Origin of the sequence: Enhygromyxa salina, from assembly GCF_000737335.2 — a bacterium.
Taxonomy (GTDB): domain Bacteria; phylum Myxococcota_A; class Polyangia; order Nannocystales; family Nannocystaceae; genus Plesiocystis; species Plesiocystis salina_C.
In genome coordinates, this window is record NZ_JMCC02000130.1 from 1 (window position 1) to 23,773 (window position 23,773).

The 23,773-nt window shown below is 67.5% G+C and carries 20 protein-coding genes; 12 read left to right on the top strand and 8 right to left on the bottom strand.

Annotated features, from left to right (window positions below):
* Positions 1 to 285: 285 nt before the first annotated feature.
* The 3 genes from DB30_RS35670 to DB30_RS35680 form a co-directional block, all read right to left on the bottom strand.
* Positions 286 to 798 (bottom strand): hypothetical protein, encoded by a 513-nt coding sequence (locus DB30_RS35670; RefSeq protein WP_052557683.1) that lies wholly within the window; start codon positions 796 to 798, stop codon positions 286 to 288.
* Between the two features lie 109 nt (positions 799 to 907).
* Positions 908 to 3,103, bottom strand: a complete 2,196-nt coding sequence (locus tag DB30_RS35675; protein ID WP_052557686.1) for a class I SAM-dependent DNA methyltransferase — start codon at positions 3,101 to 3,103, stop codon at positions 908 to 910.
* A gap of 19 nt (positions 3,104 to 3,122) precedes the next feature.
* Positions 3,123 to 4,049: a hypothetical protein gene (locus DB30_RS35680; protein ID WP_052557688.1), complete on the bottom strand. Its 927-nt coding sequence runs from the start codon at positions 4,047 to 4,049 to the stop codon at positions 3,123 to 3,125.
* A 73-nt stretch (positions 4,050 to 4,122) separates the two neighbouring features.
* Between DB30_RS35680 and glgC the strand changes: the two genes are divergently transcribed.
* The 3 genes from glgC (at position 4,123) to DB30_RS35695 (ending at position 7,570) form a co-directional block, all read left to right on the top strand.
* Positions 4,123 to 5,505, top strand: a complete 1,383-nt coding sequence (gene glgC, locus DB30_RS35685) for a glucose-1-phosphate adenylyltransferase (RefSeq protein ID WP_146662128.1) — start codon at positions 4,123 to 4,125, stop codon at positions 5,503 to 5,505.
* Between the two features lie 108 nt (positions 5,506 to 5,613).
* Positions 5,614 to 7,065, top strand: a complete 1,452-nt coding sequence (glgA, locus tag DB30_RS35690) for a glycogen synthase GlgA (RefSeq protein ID WP_146662130.1) — start codon at positions 5,614 to 5,616, stop codon at positions 7,063 to 7,065.
* A gap of 151 nt (positions 7,066 to 7,216) precedes the next feature.
* Positions 7,217 to 7,570, top strand: a complete 354-nt coding sequence (locus DB30_RS35695) for a LuxR C-terminal-related transcriptional regulator (RefSeq protein WP_146662132.1) — start codon at positions 7,217 to 7,219, stop codon at positions 7,568 to 7,570.
* Between the two features lie 28 nt (positions 7,571 to 7,598).
* Here the strand turns inward: DB30_RS35695 and tesB are convergent, their stop codons facing one another.
* From tesB to pilB, 4 genes are all read right to left on the bottom strand, one after another.
* Positions 7,599 to 8,465, bottom strand: a complete 867-nt coding sequence (gene tesB, locus DB30_RS35700) for an acyl-CoA thioesterase II (RefSeq protein ID WP_052557694.1) — start codon at positions 8,463 to 8,465, stop codon at positions 7,599 to 7,601.
* Complete coding sequence (locus tag DB30_RS35705) at positions 8,462 to 9,085, bottom strand: hypothetical protein (RefSeq protein ID WP_052557696.1); 624 nt, start codon at positions 9,083 to 9,085, stop codon at positions 8,462 to 8,464. Before DB30_RS35705 ends, tesB begins: the two co-directional genes overlap by 4 nt.
* A gap of 18 nt (positions 9,086 to 9,103) precedes the next feature.
* The gene (locus DB30_RS35710) at positions 9,104 to 10,018 is read right to left on the bottom strand and encodes a hypothetical protein (protein WP_052557698.1); all 915 of its coding nucleotides are present in this window, start codon (positions 10,016 to 10,018) and stop codon (positions 9,104 to 9,106) included.
* A 228-nt stretch (positions 10,019 to 10,246) separates the two neighbouring features.
* Positions 10,247 to 11,962, bottom strand: a complete 1,716-nt coding sequence (gene pilB, locus DB30_RS35715) for a type IV-A pilus assembly ATPase PilB (RefSeq protein ID WP_052557699.1) — start codon at positions 11,960 to 11,962, stop codon at positions 10,247 to 10,249.
* Positions 11,963 to 12,115: 153 nt separating this feature from the next.
* On the opposite strand from pilB, the gene DB30_RS35720 reads away from it, so the two are divergent.
* From DB30_RS35720 to DB30_RS35745, 6 genes are all read left to right on the top strand, one after another.
* Entirely contained in the window at positions 12,116 to 13,459 is a 1,344-nt protein-coding gene (locus tag DB30_RS35720; protein WP_052557702.1) for a class I SAM-dependent rRNA methyltransferase, read from the top strand.
* Positions 13,460 to 13,590: 131 nt separating this feature from the next.
* Positions 13,591 to 14,724 carry a type IV pilus twitching motility protein PilT gene (locus DB30_RS35725; protein ID WP_052557703.1) on the top strand — a complete coding sequence of 378 codons (1,134 nt, stop codon included), beginning with the start codon at positions 13,591 to 13,593 and terminating at the stop codon, positions 14,722 to 14,724.
* 60 nt (positions 14,725 to 14,784) lie between these two features.
* Positions 14,785 to 15,861: a hypothetical protein gene (locus DB30_RS41925; RefSeq protein WP_052557706.1), complete on the top strand. Its 1,077-nt coding sequence runs from the start codon at positions 14,785 to 14,787 to the stop codon at positions 15,859 to 15,861.
* Positions 15,862 to 15,872: 11 nt separating this feature from the next.
* Positions 15,873 to 16,292: an SUI1 family translation initiation factor gene (locus DB30_RS35735; protein WP_052557708.1), complete on the top strand. Its 420-nt coding sequence runs from the start codon at positions 15,873 to 15,875 to the stop codon at positions 16,290 to 16,292.
* Positions 16,293 to 16,352: 60 nt separating this feature from the next.
* A complete protein-coding gene (alaS, locus tag DB30_RS35740; protein ID WP_420870696.1) occupies positions 16,353 to 19,037 on the top strand; it encodes an alanine--tRNA ligase in 2,685 nt (894 codons plus the stop codon).
* 38 nt (positions 19,038 to 19,075) lie between these two features.
* Positions 19,076 to 20,767 (top strand): hypothetical protein, encoded by a 1,692-nt coding sequence (locus DB30_RS35745; protein ID WP_146662134.1) that lies wholly within the window; start codon positions 19,076 to 19,078, stop codon positions 20,765 to 20,767.
* Between the two features lie 80 nt (positions 20,768 to 20,847).
* Here the strand turns inward: DB30_RS35745 and DB30_RS35750 are convergent, their stop codons facing one another.
* Positions 20,848 to 22,257 carry a glutamate--cysteine ligase gene (locus DB30_RS35750; protein ID WP_052557715.1) on the bottom strand — a complete coding sequence of 470 codons (1,410 nt, stop codon included), beginning with the start codon at positions 22,255 to 22,257 and terminating at the stop codon, positions 20,848 to 20,850.
* A 312-nt stretch (positions 22,258 to 22,569) separates the two neighbouring features.
* On the opposite strand from DB30_RS35750, the gene DB30_RS35755 reads away from it, so the two are divergent.
* From DB30_RS35755 to DB30_RS35765, 3 genes are all read left to right on the top strand, one after another.
* On the top strand, positions 22,570 to 22,947 hold the full coding sequence (locus DB30_RS35755) for a bactofilin family protein (protein ID WP_052557717.1): 378 nt from the start codon (positions 22,570 to 22,572) through the stop codon (positions 22,945 to 22,947).
* 58 nt (positions 22,948 to 23,005) lie between these two features.
* Positions 23,006 to 23,320 carry a bactofilin family protein gene (locus tag DB30_RS35760; protein ID WP_052557719.1) on the top strand — a complete coding sequence of 105 codons (315 nt, stop codon included), beginning with the start codon at positions 23,006 to 23,008 and terminating at the stop codon, positions 23,318 to 23,320.
* A gap of 3 nt (positions 23,321 to 23,323) precedes the next feature.
* The coding region (locus tag DB30_RS35765; RefSeq protein ID WP_146662136.1) for a bactofilin family protein at positions 23,324 to 23,773 on the top strand (450 nt) is incomplete at its 3' end.

Here is a 23,773-nt window from a genome sequence, read left to right on the forward strand (position 1 = left end):
GATTCGGGGAGACGCGGACGTTCAAGCGGCCAGAGGGGTTCTTCGATGCTGACGGCGAGCGTTGTGGCTGGCAGGCAAGCCGGCGCCGGTCAACCCGGTCATCGCGGGTCCTCGCCGCGTGCCAAGTCCCGTGCTCGCCGTAGTCGAGCACGACCTCGAACATCTCCAGCGACGGGAGGGCTCCTACTCATCGATCTAGGTGTGCGGATAGTCAGGTGCAAGACCTTCGGGCGGGGCCACTCGGGCGGGGCACTCCGCGCACGGATGGAACTACTCCGCGCCGATTCAAGACTCCTCATCGAACTCCCGCTCTTGGTCTCGAAGCGCACGTGCCTCATTCCAATCACTGTATTTTTCAATCTGTCGCCAATATAGGGATGTGAGTCGGAACTGGGCGCCATCGGGCAAGCTTAGAGTGCGTGATTTGACCTCGCTTTTGAAGAAGTCGAGATTGTTGGTGCCGTGCGGGCTTGATATTCGGGTCAGTTCACGGACAGAGGTTTCGGAAAGTGGGTTGAGGGTGAAGTTGCGCCAGCTTTGAATCGGGGCGTCGAGCCATTTTTCAATTGCTGTGACGAGTATGTCCAAATTCGAGTAGCTGCCTTTGTAAGCGAGGCCAGGTTCCCAGTCTCCCGCCAGATACTCATGGGCAGCGATGTACTGGATGAGAACCCTGTAATCCCGCGTTACCGTCGTTACGCGCAACTCGCTGTCCACGCCGTCGACTGCTGAAACGTCGATTTCCATCGCGTGGGCGCGCGACACTTGCAGGAACGTGTTCAGTTCTTCGGTGTTCATTCTGGATTCCGGATGATGATTGTGGGCTTGGTGTTGTCGGAGTGGGGAAGTTGGGCTGAGAGTCTTCATTTTTGATCCTTTGATCACTCGCCGGCCAACCGGCTTTCCCTTATCCATCAATTGCGTCCGCGATGACTTTGGTCAGGCAAATTCCATGCGGTGCGAGATCCCGGCACAGGTTCTCGATATATGACGCCGCAGATCCCCTTGCAACTTCGAGGGGGACGGGGACGCCCTTGGACATTGACCAAACCGAGCTTGGCATGAACCCCTGTAGCCGTGCGTCCCAAGAAAGCGCAAAGATGGGTTCTTCCTCAAAGTCCATCGAGGCGTAGTACAGAGTCTCCGTCTCCACCAGCTTGTGTAGCCACCTTGCAAGAACTATGGCGAACTCGACCAGTGGTATGCCTTCCGCCCTCAGAAACAGAACATCCTCCTGCCAAACTTCAAGCGCGCCCTCCGTATACGCGGGCACGTTGTAGCCGCCGCATACATCTTCAGGAACCATCTCAATTTTGTAGTCAAATTTCATTTGATCTGTACGCTGCCGCAGCGTGAACAACAGGGCAACTCGCTCGCCCGGGCTCACTCGCGGGTCGATGCCGTACGCATCGTCAACAGCAGCGTCCAACTGCCGGTGCGCCGCAGCCAGCTCGCCGGGGATCGCGTCGGGCGCATACAACCCCCCAAGCGCAGTCGAGGCGTAGCGTTGGCGGAGCTGCAGAATTCGCGCCGCGCAGCGCTCGATCGTGCGCTGCTGCGCGGGCGTAGCCGCGGTCGGCCACGGGAAATTATTATAGACAAGCTCGATCGAGTAGCGCAGATCAGACTTGATCCGCCCCCCAACCTGCCGCAGCCAGGCGTCGTGCATGGCCGAGCTCAGCACGCCAAAGTGGTACATGCTGGCGCCAGGGATCGCCACGCAGCTATCCGCGACGATGTAATCCGGCGTAAAGTAGCCAAGCGGCACAATCGCGCGGCGCGCAGAGGGATGGCGTGGGATCAGCACATACGCGGTCGCGGGCTGCCTGATCTCGGCAAAGCAGCCCGGCGTGTCGGCGAGCTTGCGGGTCGCGGCGCGGGTGCTGGCTTGGCGGTGGGCTCGAACATTGGCGACCCGCTGCCGGACCCGCTCGGATTGTTGAAATTCCCCTGGAGTCGCGTCGGCTAACCACAGGCAATAGCGGGCCTGCCCGGCCAGGAATTGCTTGGCGCTGACATACGGCCGAATGAACCGCGCGGCGCTGGGATCGGCACGCAAGAGCTCGCGGCGCGCCGCTTCGTCGAGCAGCAGGTGGCCGCCGTCGTTGGGCATGTTGCCAAAGCTGGCCCGGGGCGTGCTCGGGTCGAGGGGATCACGGCGCTTGGACAGAGTCTGGTGGGGCCCCTCGACCAGGTAGGGGTTGATCGAGTCGACCACGCGCACGTCGCCGGCCTCGTAGATCCGCCGGGGTCGCTGAGCGCGGGCGGCGAAGCCGATGATCACCACGTGGACGTTGGCTTGGCCGCGCCAGGCAAAGCTGCGGTGGGCGAAGGTGATCTCGATCCCGCGATCACGGCGCAGCAGCGGCCACAGCAAGCCGGGGTGCTCGCCCTGGGTGATCGAGTTGGTCGCGACATACGCGACCTCGGCGGTGGTGCCCGCGACATAGTCGGCGGCCTTCACGAACCACGCGCAGGCATAGTCGAGCGCAGCGGTACCCTTGGCGTTGGCAAACACGATCTGCATGTCCGCGACCTGCTCGGCGCTCCTGGCCTTCTTGCCAACGAAGGGCGGGTTGCCGATCACGTAGGCGCACGCGTCAGCGGGCAGCAGCGAAGCCCAGTCAACGCGCAGGGCGTTGGCACAGCGGACCTGGACACGCGCGGGCGCAGAGCGGCGGGGCAGGGGACAGCCGAGCGCGTCGGCGAGCTCGTGATCCAGCCGCTGCTCGAGCTGCGACAGGCTCGCCCGCGCGAGCTTGGCGGGGGCAGGCTGCAGCTCGATCCCGTAGAGCTGCTGGATCGAGACTTTGCAGGCACGCGGCGCAGGCAGGTGGCGAAGCAGCTCGAGCTCGAGCCGGCGAAGCTCGCGGTACGCCACCAACAAGAAGTCACCGCAACCACACGCGGGGTCGAGCAAGCGCAGCGCCGCGAGCCGGTCGTGAAACGCCGCGAGGCCGAGTTCACGGGCGGGCCCGTGCAGCTGCAGGACTCGCGCGAGCGAGTCGTCGAGATCCTCGAGAAACAACGCCCGCAACAGGGTGAGGACGTCGGCCTCGCTGGTGTAGTGGGCGCCGAGCTGTCGTCGCTGTTCGGGGTCCATGGGCTCCCCCGATCAATCCTCAGCGGCGAGTGAGCGCCCGCTCGAGCGCGGGCGCGAGCAGCTTGGCGACGCGCTCGCACGCGGCGGGCACAGCCTGCATGGGCTCGAGGGGCCGCCACGCCTCGACCAACAGATCCCGGCGCAGCTCGAGCGAGAGCACCCGCCCGGGGTAGGCCACCGACCACGCGTGGCCAAGGGTGCTCGGGTGCAGGAAGTAGGTGTCGTTGGCCTTGGGCGTGAACCCGGCCCCGGTGAGCGCATCCATGAGCTCGGCTTCGATCCCGGCGGGCGCGAACAGCTGGCCTTCGCCGTCGCGGGTGAGCAGGTCGACCTCGGCGCGCAGCGGCCAGCTGTCGTGGCGCTCGGGATCGCAGGCCCAGCGCAGGTTGGTGACGATGTCGTCGTCGACCGCGTCGATCCCGAGCGAGCGGGGGCCGTAGGTGTGGGGCACGAGCGCGAGCCCGCCAGCGCCGCACACGGCCGCGAACGCCTGCCGGGCGAGCTCGACGTAGCGCCCGTGCAGGTCGAGCAGCAGCGCGCGATCGTTGGGGTCGCGCACGTAGCTGGGGATCCCGGGGGTCAGGGCGCCCGCGTCGAGCGGGCCGCCGCGATAGTCGGCGACCCGGTTGCAGTCAACGAAGGTCCGCGGGATCAGGCAGCGCACCAGCAGCACCGAGCGCTGGGGGGCGGCGTCGATCAGCGCGAGCGCGGTCGCCCGGCCCAGCGCCCACGCGGCGACGTCGGTGTTGACGTGAAAGAACTCGTGGAGGTCGGCCGGCAGATCGCCGGTCAAGCGGGACCGCAGCCGATCATAGTGACCGCGCTCGTCGGCGCCGTGCGGGACCTCGATGAGCAGGTCGGGCGGGGCGCTTGGATCGGTGCGGGGACCGCGAAGCAGCTCGACGTCGGCGACGTGCTCGACCGGGCTGGGCAGGGCGACGCTCATGCCTCGTTCTACCTCGACAAACTCGCCACCGACACAACCCAGGGTCTGGTAGGCTGGCGCAAGAGCCAGCCGCATGAACCGTACACCGATGCTCGTACTCGCTGGCGGCAAGGGCTCTCGCCTCGCGCCGCTGACTTGCCACCGCGCCAAGCCGGGGGTGCCGTTCGCCGGGCGCTACCGGATCATCGACTTCGTGCTCTCGAACGTCGTGAACTCGGGCTACAGCCGGGTGTTCGTGCTGACGCAGTTCATGGCGTCCAGCCTGATCCGGCACATCAGCCGCAACTGGCACCTCAGCGGCATCCAGGAATTCATCGAGATCGTGCCCGCGCAGATGCGGATGGGGCCGTCTTGGTACAAAGGCACCGCAGACGCGGTCTGGCAGAACGCGAACCTGCTGCACGAGTCACGCTCCCCACACGTTGGGATCTTCAGCGGGGACCACATCTACAAATTCGCGATCGACCAGATGCAGGAGCTGCACGAGCAGGTTGGCGCAGACCTCACAATCGCCGGCTGGCCGGTGCCGATCGCGGAAGCCCACCAGTTTGGCGTGATGGAGGTCGACGCGAGCGGGCGCCTGATCGGGTTCCAAGAGAAGCCCAAGGATCCCAAGCCGATGCCCGGCGACCCCACGCGGGCGCTGGTCAGCATGGGCAACTACTTCTTTCGCCGCGACGTGCTGATCGACGTGCTGGGCGTGGACGCAGAGGTCCAAGAGTCGTCGCACGACTTTGGCAAGGACGTGATCCCGCGGCTGCTTCGCGGCGGGGCGCACATTCAGATCTACGACTTCGGCACCAACAAGGTCCCGGGTGAGCGCGACGGCACGATCCCCTACTGGCGCGACGTCGGTACGCTCGAGGCCTACTTTACCGCCAACATGGAAGTCCGCAGCTCGCTGCCGGCGGTCAACCTCTATAATCGGCAGTGGCGGATCCGCACCGCGCAGCGCGACTACCCGCCAGCGCGCTTGGTTCAACACTCGGCCGAGCACGCGCTGACCTCGGCCAGCGACTCGCTGGTGTGCGAGGGGTCGATCGTGTCCAGCACCACGCTGCAGCGGGTGATGCTGGGCTACGACACCTTCATCCGGCCCAACTGCCACCTAGAAGACAGCTTGATCATGTCGGGCTGTGACGTTGGCGAGGGCTCGCGGCTCAAGCGGGTGCTGCTCGACAAGAACTGCACGATCGAGCCTGGCACGGAGATTGGCTGGGACACCGAGGCCGACCGCGCCCGGTTCCCGTTCGTGAGCGAGACCGGGATCGTCGTGCTGCCCAAGGGCACGGTGGTGCCACGCGAAGGGCCGATCAAGCTGGCGTTCGACATGGCCGAGCTGATGCGCCGTGATCCGGACACCAAGCAGATCATGGCGGAGTTCGACGGGCGCTACGACCAAACGGATCGCTCGCGGCACAGCCACCAGTCGTCGGGGCCCCGCTACAAGCGGTGAGTGTCAGGGGCGCGGGCGCGTCGGTGTCGTGGTCGGGGTGGCGGTCGGCGGGCGCAGCGAACTGACGGCTGGATACACCGTCCCCGAGATCAGGTAAGACTGGGGACAATGCGGATCCTGCATGTCTCGAGTGAGTGCGCCCCCTGGGCGAAGACCGGCGGCTTGGGCGATGTCGTGGGGGCGCTGCCCGACGCGCTGTGTCGGGCCAAGCCCGGGATCGAGGCGGCGACGGTGATGCCCTACTACCGCGCCGCGAAGACGGCGCTGGCCAAGCAAGGGCTCGCGCCGCAAGACACGGGGATCGTCGCGGATGTCAGCCTGGGCGCCGCGACGGCGCGGGTTCGGTTTCTTCGCCTGGATCGGCGTGGGCGCGCGCCGATGTTGTTCGCGGCCAACGACGCGGCCTTCGATCGTGAGGGCTTGTACGGTCACGATGACGACGCGCTGCGCTTCATGTTGTTGTGCAAGTCGGTGGTCGGGGTGGCGAAGGCGCTGATGGGCGGCGCGCCGGATGTGCTCCACGCTCACGACTGGCACGCGGCGCTGATCCCCGGGTTGGTGGCGACCAACGCCCGGGCCCTGCTGCCGCGCACGCGCACGGTCTTGACCCTGCACAACCTGGCCTACCAGGGGGTGTGCTCCAACGAGCTGTTCCCGATCAGCGGGCTGCCGTGGGACGTGTTCCACCTCGACGCGTTCGAGTGGTACGACCAGATCAACCTGCTCAAGGGGGGCATCGCGCTGGCCGACGCGGTCACGACGGTGAGCCCGACCTACGCCCGCGAGATCAAGACCCCCGAGTTTGGCAGCAACCTCGACGGGGTGCTGCGTCGCCACGAGGTGTATGGGCTGCTCAACGGGATCGACACGCAAGAGTGGGACCCGGCCACGGATCCACACCTGGCGTCGCACTACGACGTCGACAACCTGGACGCGAAGCGGGCGGTGCGGGCGGACTTGCTGCGGCTCTGCGAGTGGCCCGAGCTGCCGGATGTGCCGCTGTTCGGGATCGTCAGCCGCATGACGGCGCAAAAGGGGCTCGACCTGGTCGCAAGCTTGGTGTCGGAGCTGCACGGGCTGCCGGCCCGGCTGGTGGTGTTGGGCACGGGGTCACCCAAGCTCGAAGAGGCGTTTCAGCTGGCGGCGCGGCACTACACCTGGAACGTGCGCACGGACATCGCATTTGATGGGCCGCTGTCGCACAAGATCATCGCGGGATGCGACGCGCTGCTGGTGCCGAGCCGGTTCGAGCCGTGCGGGCTGACGCAGATGTACGCGATGCGCTGCGGCACGGTGCCAATCGTTCACGCAACGGGCGGCCTGGCGGACACGGTGCACGACCCGGGCGACGCGGCGCTGGCCCGGGGCGAGGGGACCGGGTTCGCGTTCAAGCACCCCACCGTGGTGGGGCTGCGCTGGGCGATGGGGCGGGCGGCGAAGATGTATCGCAAGCACCCGGCGGGCTGGCGGGCGATCCAGCAGGCGGGGATGCGGCGCGACTGGAGCTGGACGCGCTCGGCCGGCGACTATCTAAAGCTGTACCGCGCGCTGTGCCGGTGACGGTTGGTGACGGGTGGTGACGGGCCCACCCAACAGCCCAAACAAGCGGGCTGCGGGCCCATCCCTGCGACGGCGGTGACGATCGGGGCGACGCGGATCGGTGGCACCGCCGTCCCTGACGGTTCGGGGGTCGGGGCGGCATCTTTTCTTGATGATGAACGCCACCGCTGGTTCGGAATTTCGCCGCCATGTCTCGCCGCCCCGCGAGCCTTCGACCCACGGTGTTCGGGTCAGCGCGTACCTTCGTCAGCTGGTCGACGCGGCGACCGAGGCGTTCGCGTTCACCCGGAACGAGCGATTGGTGGTTCGCCACCTCCTGTATGGCCGCAGCGCAGCGGTGATCGCCGGGCGTCTGGGGATCCGCGAGACGTCGGTCCACAAGCACATGCATCGGATCTTCGCGGTGACCAAGACCGACAGCCGCAAGCGGCTCTTGGATCTCGCGCTGCGGCTCGCCGCGCGGCGCAGCGTAGTGCCGGCGCCGCGCGGGCTCAGGCTGGTGTGAGGGCTGGGCTGGGCTGGGCTGGGCTGGGCTATCGCTCGCGCTTGCGGATCAGGCCTTCTTGGGCCGTGCTCGCGACCAACCGGCCATCACGCGCGAACACCCGCCCGCGCACGAGCCCGCGGGCCCCGTGGGCGGCGGGGCTATCGACGACGTGCAGCAGCCAGTCGTCGACGCGCACATCCTGATGAAACCACATCGTGTGATCCAAGCTGGCGACCTGCATCCCGCGGGTCAGCCAGGTGACGGCATGGGGCAACATGGCGGTGGTCAAGAACGCGAAGTCCGAGGCGTAGGCCAGCAGGTAGCGGTGCAGCGCCGGATCATCTGGCAGGCTGCCGGTGGCCTTGATCCAGAACATGCGCGCGGGCTCGCGGGCCACGGGCGTGAACGGGTTGCTGACCGGCTCGAGCGGCCGCATCTCGAACGGCCGCTGGGCCAGGGCCTGCGCGCGCAAGAATTCGGGCAGCTGCTCGGCGTACTGGGCGGCGCGCTCTTGCTCGGTTGGCACGGTCTCGGGCGCCGCGGCGTCCGGCATGGTGTCTTGGTGCTCGAAGCCGGGCTCTTCGATCTGAAACGACGCGGCGAGGTTGAAGATCGCCTTGCCGTTTTGGATCGCGACCACGCGCCGGGTCGTGAACGACTTGCCGTCGCGGATCCGATCGACCTCGTAGATGATCGGTCGATCAACGGCCCCAGCCCGCAGAAAGTAGCCATGCAGCGAGTGCACGTGGCGCTGCTCGGGGACGGTCTGAACCGCGGCCGAGAGCGCCTGGCCGAGGACTTGTCCGCCGTAGACGGTGCCCCAGCCAAGGTCTTGCGACTGACCGCGGAACAGGTTGACCTCGATCTGCTCGAGGGCGAGGAGGGTGACGAGTTCGTCGAGGACCTGGCTCATGATGGAAAATCCCAGTGTGTTGCGCTGGCCCGCAGCGTGTGCGGGCGCGGGTCTTCGGTCGCGAGCGCGTGCAGGATGTGGGCGGGGAGTAGCACCGGCCACGGCTCGGCGCCCACGAGCTCGCCGCGATGCTCGGCGTGCATGACGACCTTCTCGCCCCACAGCGCGACCAGGCGCGCGCGCGTGCTGCGGGGCAGCGCCTCCAGATCGACCAGATCGATCCGCAGGCAGGTCTGCAGGCACTCGAACACGAGGCCCGCGCAGCTCTGCTCGCGGCTGATGATCCGCCCGGTGACCGGGTCGCGGCGGGGGCGGGCAATGGTTGCAAGGAAGTCCCCGGCCAGGGCCCGCGATCGCTTGCGTCGCTCGAGCCAGCTCGCGATGAGCGCCTGCTCGCGCCGGCTCAGCGTGAGCCGGCCGATCGCGTGGACCGCCAGCTTGTCGCGGCCACGCCGGATCGGCCGGGCGTCGGCGACCGTGATCTCGTCGCCTTCACTGACCATGGCCGCCGACCAAGCGAAGCCGACGTGGCTCAGGTGGCCGCGCTCGCGATGGCCAACCACGTCGAGGGCAACGAGCGCGAACTCGTCTGGGCGTCGCGGAGGAACGAAGCTGGGCATGACGGTTGGCGGCCGATGTTAGCCAAACTTGCACAGGCCCGAGAGCAGCTGCAGGCGCGCCGCGATCGGGCGGCCGTGCTCGCGCGCGTGGGCGAGCGCCTCGTCGATCTCGGCGCGGGCGAGCTCGAGCGGAATCGCCTGACCCAGAGAGCGGGCCCGGTTGAACAATGCGCGCAGCCCGTGCTCATCGGTGCTGGGCGTGAGCACCGAATAGGCCAGCAACAGATCCGTCGTCAGCGCCCGCGCCAGCGGCGTACACAGCCAGTCGGGGTCGAGGTACTTGTTGAGCAGCTGCCGCGTGCGCACGGCGAGGATCGCCAGCCCAAAGTCCTGATCCACGCTCAGCGCATGCCAGATCGCTTGCAGGGTCGCCTGCATGGTCTCGGCTTCGTTGCCGGGCTGCAGAAACACCGCCAGCTCGGTCAGCCGCGTGGTCGGGACCAGCGAGCCAAACCGCCGGATCGCCGCCCAGCTCAGGGGGGTCGAGCCATGGTCATCCTCGAGCAGCTTGATCGTGCGCAGCAGCGCGGTGGCCAGGGCCGCGCGCTGTTGTTCGTCCGTAACCTCGATCTGCTCCGCGAGCTTGACGCACCCGCGCAGCTCATGCTCGAGGCTCGAGTCACGCAGCAACCGAATCAGCCGGTCGACCTGTCCTTCATCCCCACTCGGCGCGACCGGAGCCGCCGGAGCCGCCGGAGCCGCACCCGACCCCGCGCGCTTCCCAAATCGCATCGCAACATCACGCGGGATCTCTGCGCCATCCGCCCCAAAGAACTGGGACCGCTTGCTCATCAACAGCCGGACCCGCTTGCGCAGCGACAGATCACGAAACTGCGCGAAGCTCAGTCTCTCTTCGTCGGCACCCTCGCCAAACACGACCTCGTGAAAGGTCCCCTCGTCCCCGGGCGCGTCGTCGTCCGTCTGCTCACCCATCACAACTCCCGCATGTTCGTAGTGTCAAAAAAGTACCCCCGCAAACAACCACCCGGGCGACCGCGAAACAAGGCACGACACGTAGGTGGAGAGCCCCCCCACTAGCTGCAGGTGGTCAGACGAGAGCCCCCTCCTAGGGGGCCAATGATGCCCCCGCGAACAGCCAGCCCGTTGGGAGCGAGCGAAGCGAGTGACCTTGCAGTGCGAAGGCGGCTGTGGGGGTAATCGTCAGTCTGCGGCGGTGACGCGGACGATCTCTTCGACGGTGGTCATTCCTTCGGCGATCTTGTTGAGCCCCGAGCGACGCAGCGTGTTCATGCCCAGACGGATCGCCTCGGACTTCAGCTCCGTCGTTGACGCACCTTGCAGGATCAGATCCTTCAGCCCGTCCTTGAGCAGCATCACCTCATAGAGCGCGACGCGACCCTTGTAGCCAGAGTCCGAGCAGGTCTTGCAGCCCTTGCCGCGCATCGGCTGGCACGCCTTGGCCTCGGCCGGCTTCATGCCCGCGTCAACCAACATCTGGGGCGTCGTGGCGGCGTCGGGCTTCTTGCAGTCCTTGCAGATCCGCCGGGCGAGGCGCTGGGCGACGATCAAGTTGACCGAGGCCGTGACCAAGAACGGCTCGACGCCCATGTTGAGCAGGCGGTTGACGGTGGAGGGGGCGTCGTTGGTGTGCAGGGTAGACAGCACCATGTGCCCGGTGAGCGCGGCCTTGACCGCGATCTCGGCGGTCTCGAAGTCGCGGATCTCGCCGACCATGATGATGTCGGGATCTTGGCGAAGGAACGAGCGCAGCGCGGCCGCGAAGTTCAGGCCGATGTCGTCGTGCATCTGGACCTGGTTGATGCCGGCGAGGTTGAACTCGACCGGATCTTCGGCGGTTGAGATGTTGACCTCGTCGTCGTTGAGCTCCGACAGCGCCGAGTACAGCGTGGTGGTCTTGCCCGAGCCGGTTGGGCCGGTGACCAGGCACATGCCGTAGGGCCGATGGATCGCGCCCTTGAAGTCGTCGAGTGGGCCCTGCTCGAAGCCCAGCTTCATCATGTCGAGCTGCAGGTTGTCCTTGTCGAGCAGACGCAGGACGATCTTTTCACCGTAGAGCGTGGGCAGGCACGAGACCCGGAAGTCCATCTCGCGGCCCTTGGCCATCTTGATCTTGATGCGCCCGTCCTGCGGCAGCCGACGCTCGGCGATGTCGAGGTTGGCCATGATCTTGAGCCGCGAGGTGATCGCGTTCTTGAGCTTCAGCGGCGCGTTCATCTCGTGGTGAAGCACGCCGTCGATCCGATAGCGGACCCGGTAGCTCTTCTCGTAGGGCTCGATGTGGATGTCGCTGGCCGCCTTGTTGATCGCGTTGACCAAGATCAGGTTGCAGAGCTTGACGACCGGGGCCTGCTCGGCCTCGTTCTGGCTGTCGACGATCGAGAACTCGTCCTCGCCGGTGTCCTCGAACTCGATGTCGTCGAGCTCGAGGTCGCCAAGCACCTCTTGGTACGAGGCGGTCTCTTCGGGCCGGGCCGAGTAGTAGTGCTCGATCGCGGCTTCGATCGCGGCGTCGGTGCTGACGACCGCCTCGATGTGGAGGCCGGTCATGAACTTGATGTCGTCGACCGCGTAGATGTTGGAGGGATCCGCCATCGCAACGATCAAGCTGTTGCCGGCCTGCTGGACCGGGATCAGCACGTGCTTGCTGGCGACCTCGCGCGGGACCAGGCTGATCACGTCTGGATCGATCTCGAAGTCATCGAGGGTGATCGACGGGACGCCGTACTGCTTGGACAAGAAGTCCGTCAGCTCGGTCTCTTGCAGGATTCCCAGCTTGGTCAGGCTGTACGCGAGTCGCTTGCCGGTCGCGCGTTGGTCCTTTTGCGCCTCGCGCAGCTGGTCAGTGGAGATCAGGTTCTCGCGGACGAGAAGTTCGCCAATTCGGTCTGAAGCCATGAGGGTGAGTCTCGGATTGAGCGCGCCTGAGAGTCGCTGAGCGGTGCAGGGGAGAATCAGGCACCGCGTGCGTGAGCACGCGGCGAAACCGAGGTTACACGGGGCGCCGGTGGTCGTCGACGCGTGACGCCAAACCGCCTATCCTGCGCAGCCATGAGCGTCGAGAAAAAGCGCAACGTGCGCGACGCACGATCGCCCGAGACGGCCGGTCGTGAGCAAAAGCGTGGCCATGCGGGCGCTCGCCAAGGCACCGGTAAAGGCCGCCCTCGCAAGCCGGACACGGCCTTTCGCCCACGTGTGCGCCAGCGGGGGGCCAAGCTGACCGAGGGTGCTGCACGCTGGATCCGTGCTGGACATCCGTGGGTGTTCCGCGAGGCGCTGCTGCGTCCGCTCGAGGGCATCGCCCCAGGTGCCATGGTCGCGGTCGCGGACCCCGAGGGTAACCACCTCGGTCATGCGCTCTACGAGCCGGAGGGCGCGGTGGTCCTGCGCATGCTCGCGCGGTCGCTGGACTTCAACTGGAACGCCGAGGCGATGCTGGCTCGCCTCCACGCCGCCAAGACCCACCGGGCGCGCTACGTGGAAGACGGGTTCTCGGGCGCGGCCCGCCTGGTCCACGCCGACGCCGACGGGTTCCCCGGGGTCGCCGTGGATCGCTACGGCGAATTCTTGCTGATCTACAAGTACGCGAGCGCGGCCGACAGCTACCTCGATCAGCTGATCCCGCTGCTCGAGCAGGTCTACCAGCCCGCCGGGATCTACCTGCAAGATCGCACGCGGGCGGTCGCGGCCGAGGACAGCCACAAGCGCCCGCCGGCCACGCACCTGACCGGCAAGACCGCGCCGCCCGAGCTCGAGGTTGAAGAAGACGGGCTGAAGTTCCTGGTCGACGTGACCGCGCCGGTGTCACCGGGGCTGTTCTTGGATCTGCGGGAAGGCCGGCGCCTGGTCGAGAAGATCGCGTCCGGTCGCAAGGTGCTGAACCTGTTCTCGTTCACGGGTGCCCTGGCCTTGCGCGCGGTCCGTGGCGGGGCCACCGACGTCACCAACATCGACGCCGCCGCGCGATCGCACGCGCGCTGCCGGCAGAACTTGGCCGCGTCGGGGCTCGATCCGGAGGCCTGCGAGGCCCTGACTGGTGATGTGTTCAAGCACCTCGAGCGGTTTCGTCAGCGCGATCGCCGGTTCGATCTCGTCGTCGTGGATCCGCCGCCGTTCTCCACGGTGAAGGGCTCGACCTTCTCGGCGCTCGACGACTGGAACCAGCTCGCCCAGGCGATCGCCCACGTCGTCGCTCCTGCCGGTGAAGTGCTGGCGGTCGCCAACGCGGCCTCGCTGACCGAAGAAGAGTTCCTGGGGGCCGTGGGCGAAGGTAGCCTGGCGGCGGGCCGCAACGCGCGGGTCATCGCAGAGTGCGGGCTGCCGCCCGACTTCCCGGTGCTCGCGGCGTTCCCCGAGGGCAAGTACCTCAAGGTCAAGCTGCTGTCTTTGGCGTAGGCGCTGGTGCTGGGGGTGGGGGAGTCACTCCGCTGCGCGGGTGTGTTCGCGAGCGGGCCAGAAACCTCGTCCACCCCACGCAATTTGATTTATTGTCGGTACCACGCGCGCGTCGACGCGCGAAAGTAACCATGAACGAGATCTTCGACCGTGTGTTGTTGGCCGCGCGCAAGCTAGGCGCCTCAGATGTCCACCTCAAGGTCGGTCGCCCGCCGATCTTCCGCATCCGCGGGCAGCTGCGCACGCTCAAGGATGTGCCGGCCATGAACAGCGACGTGATCGAGACCTTCGCGGTCAACATCATGGCGCAGCGCCAGCATCAGATCTTCATGGAGAACTGCGAGGTCGACCTCGCCTACGGGACCGAAGATGGCTACCGCTACCGGGTCAACGTGTTTCGCCAGCGCGGGACCACGGGCATGGTCATGCGGATCATCCCCTCACAGATCCCCTCGTTCGAGCGGCTCAACCTGCCGCAGCGGGTCCGTGATCTTGGCGATGAGCAGCGCGGGCTGGTGCTGGTCACGGGCATCACCGGATCGGGCAAGTCGACCACGCTGGCGAGCTTGCTCGAGGTCGTGAACATCACCCGGCCGGCCCACATCGTCACGATCGAAGATCCGATCGAGTACGTGTTCGAAGACAAGCGATCGATCGTCAACCAGCGCGAGCTGGGCTTCGACACGATGGGCTTCGAGGGCGCGCTGCGCTCGGCGCTGCGCCAGGATCCCGACGTGATCCTGGTGGGCGAGATGCGTGACCACGTCACGATCAAGACGGTCATGCACGGGGCCGAGACCGGCCACTTGGTGTTCTCGACCCTGCACACCGTCGACGCGACCGAGACCGTGAACCGGATCGTGCAGATGTTCCCGCGCGAGGAGCAGACGGCGATCCGGCTCAACCTAGCGGCGATCTTGCGGGGCGTCGTGTCGCAGCGGCTGCTGCCGCGGGCGGATGGGCGCGGCATGATCCCGGCGGTCGAGATCCTGATCAACACGCCCCGCGTGCAAGAGATGATCTCGGATCCATCGCGGACCCACGAGCTGGTCGACGCGATCCGCGAGGGCGCCAACCCCTACGGCATGGTGACCTTCGACCAGTCGTTGATGAACCTCGTGCGCCGCAAGCTCGTCACCTACGAGGTCGCGCTTGCCGCGAGCACGACCCCGGCGGACTTCGAGCTGGCGTTTCGTGGGGTCATGGGCGGCACGGCCGAAGAGCGGCCCCGCGACAGCGACGACATCGAGTTCGACCTGGAGTAGTCGCGGGCCCGCCCGGCGTTCGGGTTGACCGGGCCGCGGCTCACGTGGGACCGTCGCCGCATGACGCTGCATCGCATTGGAGCTGCGGTTGTTGCTGTTCTGGGCCTGGTCGCCGTTGGCTGCGGAGGCGACGACGCGGGGTCTGGCAGCGGCACCGAGGAGACCGGGACGGCTGGTGATGGGGATGGTGACGGGGACGGGGACGGGCCGGACGGCGGGAGCTCGAGCGCGACCACGGGAGATGGGGACGGGGATGGAGACGGAGACGGCGATCCCGGAGATGGCGATGGAGATGGCGACGGCGACGGCGACGGGGACGGTGATGGCGATGGCGACGGCGACGGGGACGGGGATGGAGACGGGGATGGAGACGGGGATGGGGACGGCGATGGCGACGGCGACGGAGACGGGGACGGCGACGGGGACGGCGACGGCGATCTCATCACGCCGTGGCTGCTGAGCGTCAACAACCAGACTCACAGGCTCTTGAAGATCAGCACCGTCGACGCGACCGCCGTCGAGCTGTGCCAGCTCAACGTCAACGACAGCTACCCGTCGACCACCTTCGGGCTCGAGGGCACCCTGTACGGCTCGAACAGCTCCGATCAGACCTTGGACATCATCGATCCCTGCACCTGCCAGGTCACCACGGTTGGGCCGACCAACTTTGGCTCGATCCCGGGGATCACGGCCAACGGCGTCGAGGCCGAGACGCTGTTTGGTGTCAGCGTGAGCGCGGACATCTTGCTGACGCTCAGCACCCAAACCGGGGCGGGCACGGAGATCGGGCCGCTCGGGCTGGACTTTCACTACTCGGGCACCAGCTGGTCCGCGGATGTCCAGGGGCTCTACGCGATCAACGATCTCACCGACACGCTCTACTCGCTGGACCTGTTCTCGGGGACTGCGTCGCCGATCGCGGTGATCGACACGCAGTTCGACTCGGTCGGGATCGAGTGGCACCTCGCAACCCACGAGCTGTACGCGTGCACCAACTTCGGCGGTGGATCGCGGCTGTACAGCATCGACGTGAACGACGGCACCTCCACGCTGATCGGCAACCTGCCGCACAACTGCAACAACCTCGCGGCCCCGTGGACGCCCGTCGCCTGCGTCGACGACGTGCCGTTTCCGTGAGCTGAGCGGCCATGCGCAAGCGCTCGAAGCCGCCGGCCAAGATCGTCAGTGACGCGACGCCGCTCACGTCCAATCCGTTCGCGGGCCTGGCCGCGCTGCGCCCGAGCGCCCCGGCGGCCCCGGACGTGGCCCCAGATCCGACCGCGGCCGCGGCCTCCGAGCTGGCGCCGGCCTCCGCCATGCCCGCGGCCGCGCTCACGGGCCGCCTGATCGTCCGTCGCCAAAAAAAGGGGCAGGGCGGCAAGACCGTCACCTGCATCGAAGGCCTGGACCCGGCCGCGATCCCCGAGCTGCTGCCCCGACTCAAGCGCGAGCTTGGCTGCAGCGCCCGCGCCGACGCGGCGGTGCTGATCGCGGGCACGGCGGACCACGCCCGCGTGGCCACGTGGCTGCGCAAGGTCGGCGCCACCCAAGTCACCCTGGGAAACTGATTCGCCTTCGCGACCCGTGCGGGAAGCCTGGGTAACAGATATCGTGCCGCACCCATGGCCGTGTCACGCCCGACCGACGCTCACGCCCTGCGCACCGCGTTCCTCGACTTCTTCGCCGAGCGGGGCCACGAGCGCGTCGCCTCGTCGCCGCTGGTGCCCTTCAACGATCCAACCTTGCTGTTCGTGAACGCCGGCATGGTCCAGTTCAAGGACGTGTTCACCGGCCGCGACAAGCGGGACTACCGGCGCGCGACAACGGCCCAGCGGTGTCTGCGAGCGGGCGGCAAGCACAACGACCTCGACAACGTCGGGTTCACGCCGCGCCACCACACGCTGTTCGAGATGCTCGGCAACTTCTCGTTCGGCGACTACTTCAAGCGCGACGCGATCAACTGGGCCTGGGAGTTTCTGACGCAGGTGCTTGGGTTCCCGGCCGACAAGCTGGTGGTGTCCGTGTTCAACGGCGAGGGCGACGACGCGCCCTTTGATCAAGAGGCCTACGATCTGTGGCTGGAGCTGGTCCCCAAGGACCGGATCTATGCGTTCAACGCCAAAGAAAATTTCTGGCAGATGGGCGACACCGGCCCCTGCGGGCCGTGCTCGGAGATCCACATCTTCCGCGGCGAAGGTCCGGCGCCGGGCACTGGCGGGCAGCCGGGCAAGGGGCCGGCCTTCGAGGACGCCGCCTACATGGAGCTGTGGAACCTCGTGTTCATGCAGTACGAGAAGCACGAGGGCGGTCGCATGGAGAAGCTGCCCGCGCCCTCGGTCGACACGGGCGCGGGGCTCGAGCGGCTGGCGGCGATCCTGGAGGGCGCGTCGAGCAACTACGGCACCAGCCTGCTCTCGCCCCTGGTCGACAAGGGCAAGCAGCTCGCGGGCGTGTCGGGGGACCAAGGTGAGCGCGAGGCCAGCTTCCGCGTCATCGCCGACCACGCGCGCGCGACCGCGTTCTTGATCGCCGACGGCGTGACCCCCGAGAAGAGCGGGCGCTCGTACGTGCTGCGCCGGATCATGCGGCGGGCGATCCGTCACGGCACCCTGGTCGGGCTTGACGAGCCCTTCTTTCACGAGATCTGCGACCTGGTGGTCGAGCAGTTTGGCGACGCGTACCCCGAGCTGCGCGAGGCCAGGGCCGCGATCGCGGACGCCGTACAGATTGAAGAGCAGGCGTTTCGTCGGACCTTGGATCGCGGGCTCAAGATGGTCGAGGCCACGCTCGCCGCGCTGCCCGAGCGCGCGGGCGCGTTCCCGGTGGATCCGGCGGCGAAGCTCTACGACACGTTTGGGTTCCCGATTGATCTGACCCGCGTGATCGCGGTCGAGCACGGGCTGACCCTCGACGAGGACGAGGTCGCGGCCCGCGTGCGCGAGCTGCAGGGCGCCGGCGATGCCGGGTTTGTCGGCGGTGACGCCAAGATCAACGACGTCTACTTCGAGCTCGCCAACGAGCTGGGGGCGACGGAGTTTGTCGGCTACGCCGAGGTCGAGCAGCAAGCCACGCTGCGGGCGATCATCGTGGACGGGGCGCGGGTCGAGAGCGCCAGCGCGGGCGCCAGCGTGGAGCTGATCTTCGATCGCACCTGCTTCTACGGCGAGAGCGGCGGGCAGATCGGCGATCACGGGGTGATCGTGGGCGGCGCGGATCCGAAGGGCGCGCGGCTCGAGGTGTCCGACTCGCAAAAGCCAACGGGCGGCTTGATCGTCCACCACGCCAGCGTGACCCAAGGCCGGATCGCGGTCGGCGACTCGCTCACGCTGCGCGTCGACGTGGCCCGGCGCGACGCGATCCGCCGCAATCACTCGGCGACGCACATGCTGCACCACGCGCTGCGCGAGCAGCTTGGCAAGCACGTCGCCCAGAAGGGCTCGCTGGTCGCCCCGGATCGGCTGCGCTTCGACTTCTCGCACCCGCGGCCGCTGACCCTGGAAGAGCGGGCCGCGATCGAGCGGCAGGTCAACGCGATGGTCATGGCCAACGCCGCGACGGGGACGCAGGAGATGAGCCTGGCCAACGCCAAGCAGGCCGGCGCGATCGGTCTGTTTGGTGAGAAGTACGCCGACGAGGTCCGGGTCGTGACGATCGCCGCGGACTCGGTCGAGCTGTGCGGGGGCACCCACGTGGCCCGGGCGGGGGACATCGGTCTGTTCAAGATCGTGTCCGAAGGCGGCGTCGCCCAGGGCGTGCGCCGGCTCGAGGCCGTCACCGGCACCGGGGCGCTGGACTGGGTCCAGCACACCGCGTCGATCGTCGAGCAGGCCACGGCGGAGCTGCATGCCCGCGACGCCGACGACCTGCTCGTCCGCCTGGCCAAGCTGCAAGAAGAGCTGAAGCTCAAGGAGCGGGAGCTGGCCCAGATCGAGCGCAAGCTCGCAACCGGCGGCGCCGGTGAGAGCGAGACCACGGAGGTCGCGGGGGTCAAGCTGCTGGTTCGCAAGATCGGGGTGGCCGACCCCAAGGTCATGCGGGACGCCGCCGACACCCTGCGCGACCGCCTGGGCTCGGGCGTGGTCGTGCTCGCGGCGGAGCGCGACGGCAAGGCCAGCTTGTTGGTCGCCGTGACCTCGGACCTCGCGGGTAAGAAAGTTCACGCAGGTAAGCTGGTGGGCGCGCTCGCTGGCCACATTGACGGGCGTGGGGGGGGCCGGCCGGACCTTGCCCAAGCTGGCGGTCCCAAGCTTGCTGGGCTGGATCAGGCGGTCGCCGATGCGCCCGTTCAGCTCGCTGCTCAGCTTGCGAAATAGGGGTCAAGTAAGAGGCTAGTGAACGTCTGTGGGGGTCCATGTCTGATATGCTGCGGGGCATGGAGCTCCGCGAGCTGCTCGACGGCGAGGGTCTCGACGCGGACGAGCTGATGATCTGGGCCCGACGGCGGGCCGATGAGCTGGTCGCAGGGCTGGCGGAGTCGTCATCGAGCGACGCGCCCGATGTGTTGTTGCAGCTGCTCGAGTCCGGCGGCGGCGGGGACTCTGGGGCCGCGCTCGCCGGTGGGTATGGACAAGATCCACGCGAGTCAGCCGTGGCGCAGGTGGTGGCTGATCCCGCGCTCGAAGCCGACGTCGAACTCGAAGTCGACCTCGAGTCCGAGCCGCTGGCAGCCGAAGCCGAGCACGCCGCGCCAGCTTCGTTCGACGAGGCTCACAGTTCGTCGTTCGAGATCGACGTGGACGTCGACGACGAACCCCGCGACGAGGACGCGCCCGCGGTCGTCGCTGCGCCGCGCGGTCGTCGACGCGAGCCATCGGCCCCACAACCAACCAGCGCGTCCGAGCTGCCGCCGCCGCCCGACCACTCCGTGCTGGCTCTGGGTGAGCCAGAGCCGATGCTGGAGACCGTCGACACCGGGCCGATCACGCTGGGGACGCCCGAGGCCGACGAGCTGCTGGGCCACGCGGCGCAGCAGCGGGAGTCCGAAGCTTCGGCCGAAGTTGCGGCGGAGCCTGAAGTCGCGGCGGAGCCCGAAGTCGTGGCGGAGCTCGAAGTCGGCGAGGAGCCTGAAGTCGGCGAGGAGCCTGAAGTCGCGGCGGAGCTCGAAGTCGCGGCGGAGCTCGAAGTCGGCGAGGAGCCTGAAGTCGCGGCGGAGCTCGAAGTCGGCGAGGAGCCTGAAGGCGCGGCGGAGCCTGAAGTCGCGGCGGAGCTCGAAGTCGCGGCGGATCCTGAAGTCGCGGCGGAGGCCGAAGTCGGCGAGGAGCCTGAAGGCGCGGCGGAGACCGAAGTCGGCGAGGAGCCTGAAGTCGCGGCGGAACCGGAGCCTGAAGTCGCGGCGGAACCGGAGCCTGAAGTCGCGGCGGAGCCTGAAGTCGCGGCGGAGCCTGAAGTCGCGGCGGAGCCCGAAGTCGCGGCGGAGCCCGAAGTCGCGGCGGAGCCCGAAGTCGCGGCGCAGGACGAAGAAGAGCTCGAGGAGTTCGAAGAGTTCGAGGAGCTCGATCTCGAAGAGTTCGAAGAACTGGAGGTCGAGGAGGCCGGCCCCAGCCACGAGGCCGCACCACCACCGCCACCTCCACCGCCGCCACCACCACCACGGCCGCCGTCACGGTCTGCGCAGGCCGCAGCAAGCTCGAGCTCGGCCGATCTCGAGGAGGGTGGCATGGATCAGATCCTCGCCGACCTACGCAGGAGCGAGGGCGACCCGGACGCTGACGCCGATTCGGACGACCAAGAGCGCGTGGATCAGATCCTCGCGGATCTACTTGGGAGCGAGACCAAGCCGGACTTCGACGCCGACGTCATGGCGCAGACGGAGGCCCTGGGTGAGCCCGAGCGGGCCGAGCCGGGCCACGCCGCCCACGGCCAAGCGGCTCCCCGCGGTTCGCTGGACACCTCCACCGACATGCTGACGTCGGCGCTGTCCGAGCCCATGTTGGATGACGGCCTGGGCTCTGCGTTCGCCGATCCAAGCGACGCCCAGTCGGTCAACGTCGACGAAGCCGGCCACGCTGGCGATGGCGAAGACTTCGATCTCGACTTTGATTGACGACTCGCTTCATCGAGCGCTGCGCGCTCGACTAGCTTCATCGAGCGCTGCGCGCTCGACTAGGCCGAGGGGCTCCTAGCCTAGGCCAGCTCGCCGGCGAAGTTGAAGTACTCGACGATCGCTCGCCGAGCTTCGGCGCTGCGCCCCGGTGACGTGCCAAACTTTTCGATCGCGTCGCCAGCAGGCGTGGCGCTTCGTGCAACCTGGCGGTCGAGCGAGTCGAGGAAGCGCGCCTCGGTGCGCCCCTTCGAGTCGCGGACGTCGAGCCGGTCGAGCCCGGCGCGCGCGAGCGTCAGCAGCTGCGTGGACTTGGTCAACACCTCGGGATCGCTCAGCCCGTGCTCACGTGCGCGCCGCCACAGATCCATGCGCTCGGCGAAGCTCAGATCCGCGACCAACTCCCACGCGGCGGTGCGCGCGTCGTCGTCGTAGATCAGCCCCTTGCACAAGGCCGGCAGCGCACACACGGTCTGCGAGCCGATCGAGTCCGCCCCGCGGATCTCGATGAAGGGCTTGATGCGGACCTCGGGGAACAGGGTGCTCAGGTGCAGCTCCCAGTCGGCCTGCGTGGCCCGGTGGGTGGTGCCTTCGGGGTCGACGAAGCCGTCGGCCAAGAACCGACGAAATGGCACGTGGTGCGGGTGGTAGTGGTGCCCGCGCTTGACGAAGAACATGGGCACGTCCAGGGCATAGTCGACGTAGCGCGCCCAGCTGAACTCGCCCTCGAAGATCCATGGCAGCAGCCCGCAGCGATCGGGATCGACGTGCTCCCAGGTCGCCGAGCGCAGCGACCGAACGGGACCACGCGGTCCAGCTGGCACGGTCTGGCCCTCTTTGAACGGCGAGTTGGCGAACAGCGCGGTGATCAGCGACGAGACCCCGAGCATCAGCCGCATGCGACGGCCACACTGGGCCTCGTCTTTGTAGTCGAAGTTTGCCTGGACCGTGCAGGTCCGCAGCATCATGTCCAGGGCCAGCTCGCCGCGCGTGGGCAGGTAGCTGCGCATCACCGCGTAGCGGCCCTTGGGCATCATGTCGATCTCTTCGCGGGTGGCGAAGGGATGAAAGCCGCACGCGATCCAGGCCACGCCCATCGGCTTGGCCACGGCGTGGAGCTCTTCATAGTGGGCCGTGAACTCGGCGCAGGTGTCGTGGACCGTGGGCAGCGGCTTGCCGCTGAGCTCGAGCTGGCCGCCCGGCTCGAGGGTGATCGAGGCGCCGTCGCGCTCGAGCGCGATCAGTTCACCCGCGACGCCGCGATCTTTGGACTCTGCCCAGCCAAAGCGATCGCGCAGAGCCTCGAGGGTTGGCAGCACGTGCTCGCGGTAGCGGACCGGCGTTGGCATGCCGTCGGCGAGGTACAGCCCAAATTTCTCTTGCTCGGTGCCGATCAAGTGCTTGTCGGGGCGCTGGGCCTTCTCGAACCACAGCACGAGCTCGTCGGTGGACTGGATCGGGTGCGCGTCTCCGCGCCAGCGTGGCTCACTCATCGGGGTGTCGGCTTTGTGACGAAGGGGACATGGCGGTGGTGCCGGCCTTGCAGATGGGCAAGTCGCAGTCCGCGGTTACGCAGGCGGTCGCGCGCGGTTACGCAGCGCGGCTTCTAGCACGATCGCCGCGGATCCGAGCACGCTCGGTCGCGACACTCAAATGGAAAAGCCAGCGCGCGGCGTGCCAAACTCACGCGAGGTGTTCGTGGGCGCAGCGGAGCGCTCGGCTCCCATCGCGGCGCCCTCCTTGACCGCGTGGGGGTGCGGTTGTAGCCTGCCCCGGCTCGATTAGCGGGCACCCGCGAGGCTTTCATGGCACTTCCTACTGCACCGGACGCCCCCTGCGTCATCGGCAACCAGATCCTGATCCGTGGCACTTTGGTCGGCGAAGAGGACCTCATCGTCGAGGGCCGGATCGAAGGCGCAATTACCCTGGCCGGGCACTTGATCGTGGCCGAGGCGGGCATCATCGAGGCCAACCTCGACGTCGACAGCGTCGAAGTCCGGGGTGAGGTCATCGGCGACATCTCGGCGGCCCGCTCGATCACCATCCAGCAAGGCGCGCGGGTCCAGGGCAACGTCCGCGCCCCCCGAGTCATCATCAACGACGGTGCGCGGTTCCGCGGATCCATCGAGATGAAGGTCGATCTTCCCGAAGATCTCGCCAAGGTCCTCGCGCGCGGCCACTGAGCTGGTTCGCGCCTCCACCCTCTACCGAGCACACCGCGCAAACGGAGCAGAAATTTCCATGGCCAACACCGTCATAGGTAGCACCATCGTCGTCGACGGCGAGATCTCCGGCGACGAGGATCTCGTCATCCTCGGCACCGTCAAGGGGCAGATCAGCTTGCGCGAGAACATCGTGGTCGAGCGCGACGGGGTCGTAGAAGCCAACGTCGAGACCGCCACGATCACCGTCCACGGCTCGGTCACGGGCGACATCCACGCTTCGGATCGCGCCGAGCTGCGGGCCGATTGCCGCGTGGTCGGTGACATCCACGCTCCACGCATCCTCATCGCCGACGGCGCCTCGTTCAAGGGCAACGTCGACATGGACGCCTAATCGATGTCGGCGCTACCACGTTCCACCCACGACGACGACGCGGTCGAAGAGACCGTCGTCGGTCCGGCGATATCGATCCGTGGCCGCATCGAGGGCGAGGAAGACCTCCGCGTCGAGGGCCGGGTCGAAGGCTCGATCTCGCTGACCGAGACGCTCTACGTCGAGCCCGGCGGGGTCGTGCTCGCGCAGGTCCAGGCCCGCGACGTCGTCATCTCGGGCATCGTGATCGGCGACATCACGGCGCTCAACTGCGTCACGCTCAACAAGGCGGCCAAGCACGTCGGCAACATCTCGTCGCCGCGCATCATCATCGCAGATGGGGCCTCGTTCCGCGGTGATGTGATCATGGACGGCGAGGGCTTCACCCCGCCCGCCCGCGAGCGCACCCGCGCGACCTCGACGGTGCCGCGCTCGACCTCCACCCGCACCGCCACGGCCACGCCCGCGCGGGTA

Coding starts and splice junctions, on each gene's coding strand:
- DB30_RS35670 (WP_052557683.1), bottom strand. CDS start 798: ATGAACACCGAAGAACTGAACACGTTCCTGCAAGTGTCGCGCGCCCAC.
- DB30_RS35675 (WP_052557686.1), bottom strand. CDS start 3,103: ATGGACCCCGAACAGCGACGACAGCTCGGCGCCCACTACACCAGCGAG.
- DB30_RS35680 (WP_052557688.1), bottom strand. CDS start 4,049: ATGAGCGTCGCCCTGCCCAGCCCGGTCGAGCACGTCGCCGACGTCGAG.
- glgC (WP_146662128.1), top strand. CDS start 4,123: ATGAACCGTACACCGATGCTCGTACTCGCTGGCGGCAAGGGCTCTCGC.
- glgA (WP_146662130.1), top strand. CDS start 5,614: ATGCGGATCCTGCATGTCTCGAGTGAGTGCGCCCCCTGGGCGAAGACC.
- DB30_RS35695 (WP_146662132.1), top strand. CDS start 7,217: ATGATGAACGCCACCGCTGGTTCGGAATTTCGCCGCCATGTCTCGCCG.
- tesB (WP_052557694.1), bottom strand. CDS start 8,465: ATGAGCCAGGTCCTCGACGAACTCGTCACCCTCCTCGCCCTCGAGCAG.
- DB30_RS35705 (WP_052557696.1), bottom strand. CDS start 9,085: ATGCCCAGCTTCGTTCCTCCGCGACGCCCAGACGAGTTCGCGCTCGTT.
- DB30_RS35710 (WP_052557698.1), bottom strand. CDS start 10,018: ATGGGTGAGCAGACGGACGACGACGCGCCCGGGGACGAGGGGACCTTT.
- pilB (WP_052557699.1), bottom strand. CDS start 11,962: ATGGCTTCAGACCGAATTGGCGAACTTCTCGTCCGCGAGAACCTGATC.
- DB30_RS35720 (WP_052557702.1), top strand. CDS start 12,116: ATGAGCGTCGAGAAAAAGCGCAACGTGCGCGACGCACGATCGCCCGAG.
- DB30_RS35725 (WP_052557703.1), top strand. CDS start 13,591: ATGAACGAGATCTTCGACCGTGTGTTGTTGGCCGCGCGCAAGCTAGGC.
- DB30_RS41925 (WP_052557706.1), top strand. CDS start 14,785: ATGACGCTGCATCGCATTGGAGCTGCGGTTGTTGCTGTTCTGGGCCTG.
- DB30_RS35735 (WP_052557708.1), top strand. CDS start 15,873: ATGCGCAAGCGCTCGAAGCCGCCGGCCAAGATCGTCAGTGACGCGACG.
- DB30_RS35745 (WP_146662134.1), top strand. CDS start 19,076: ATGTCTGATATGCTGCGGGGCATGGAGCTCCGCGAGCTGCTCGACGGC.
- DB30_RS35750 (WP_052557715.1), bottom strand. CDS start 22,257: ATGAGTGAGCCACGCTGGCGCGGAGACGCGCACCCGATCCAGTCCACC.
- DB30_RS35755 (WP_052557717.1), top strand. CDS start 22,570: ATGGCACTTCCTACTGCACCGGACGCCCCCTGCGTCATCGGCAACCAG.
- DB30_RS35760 (WP_052557719.1), top strand. CDS start 23,006: ATGGCCAACACCGTCATAGGTAGCACCATCGTCGTCGACGGCGAGATC.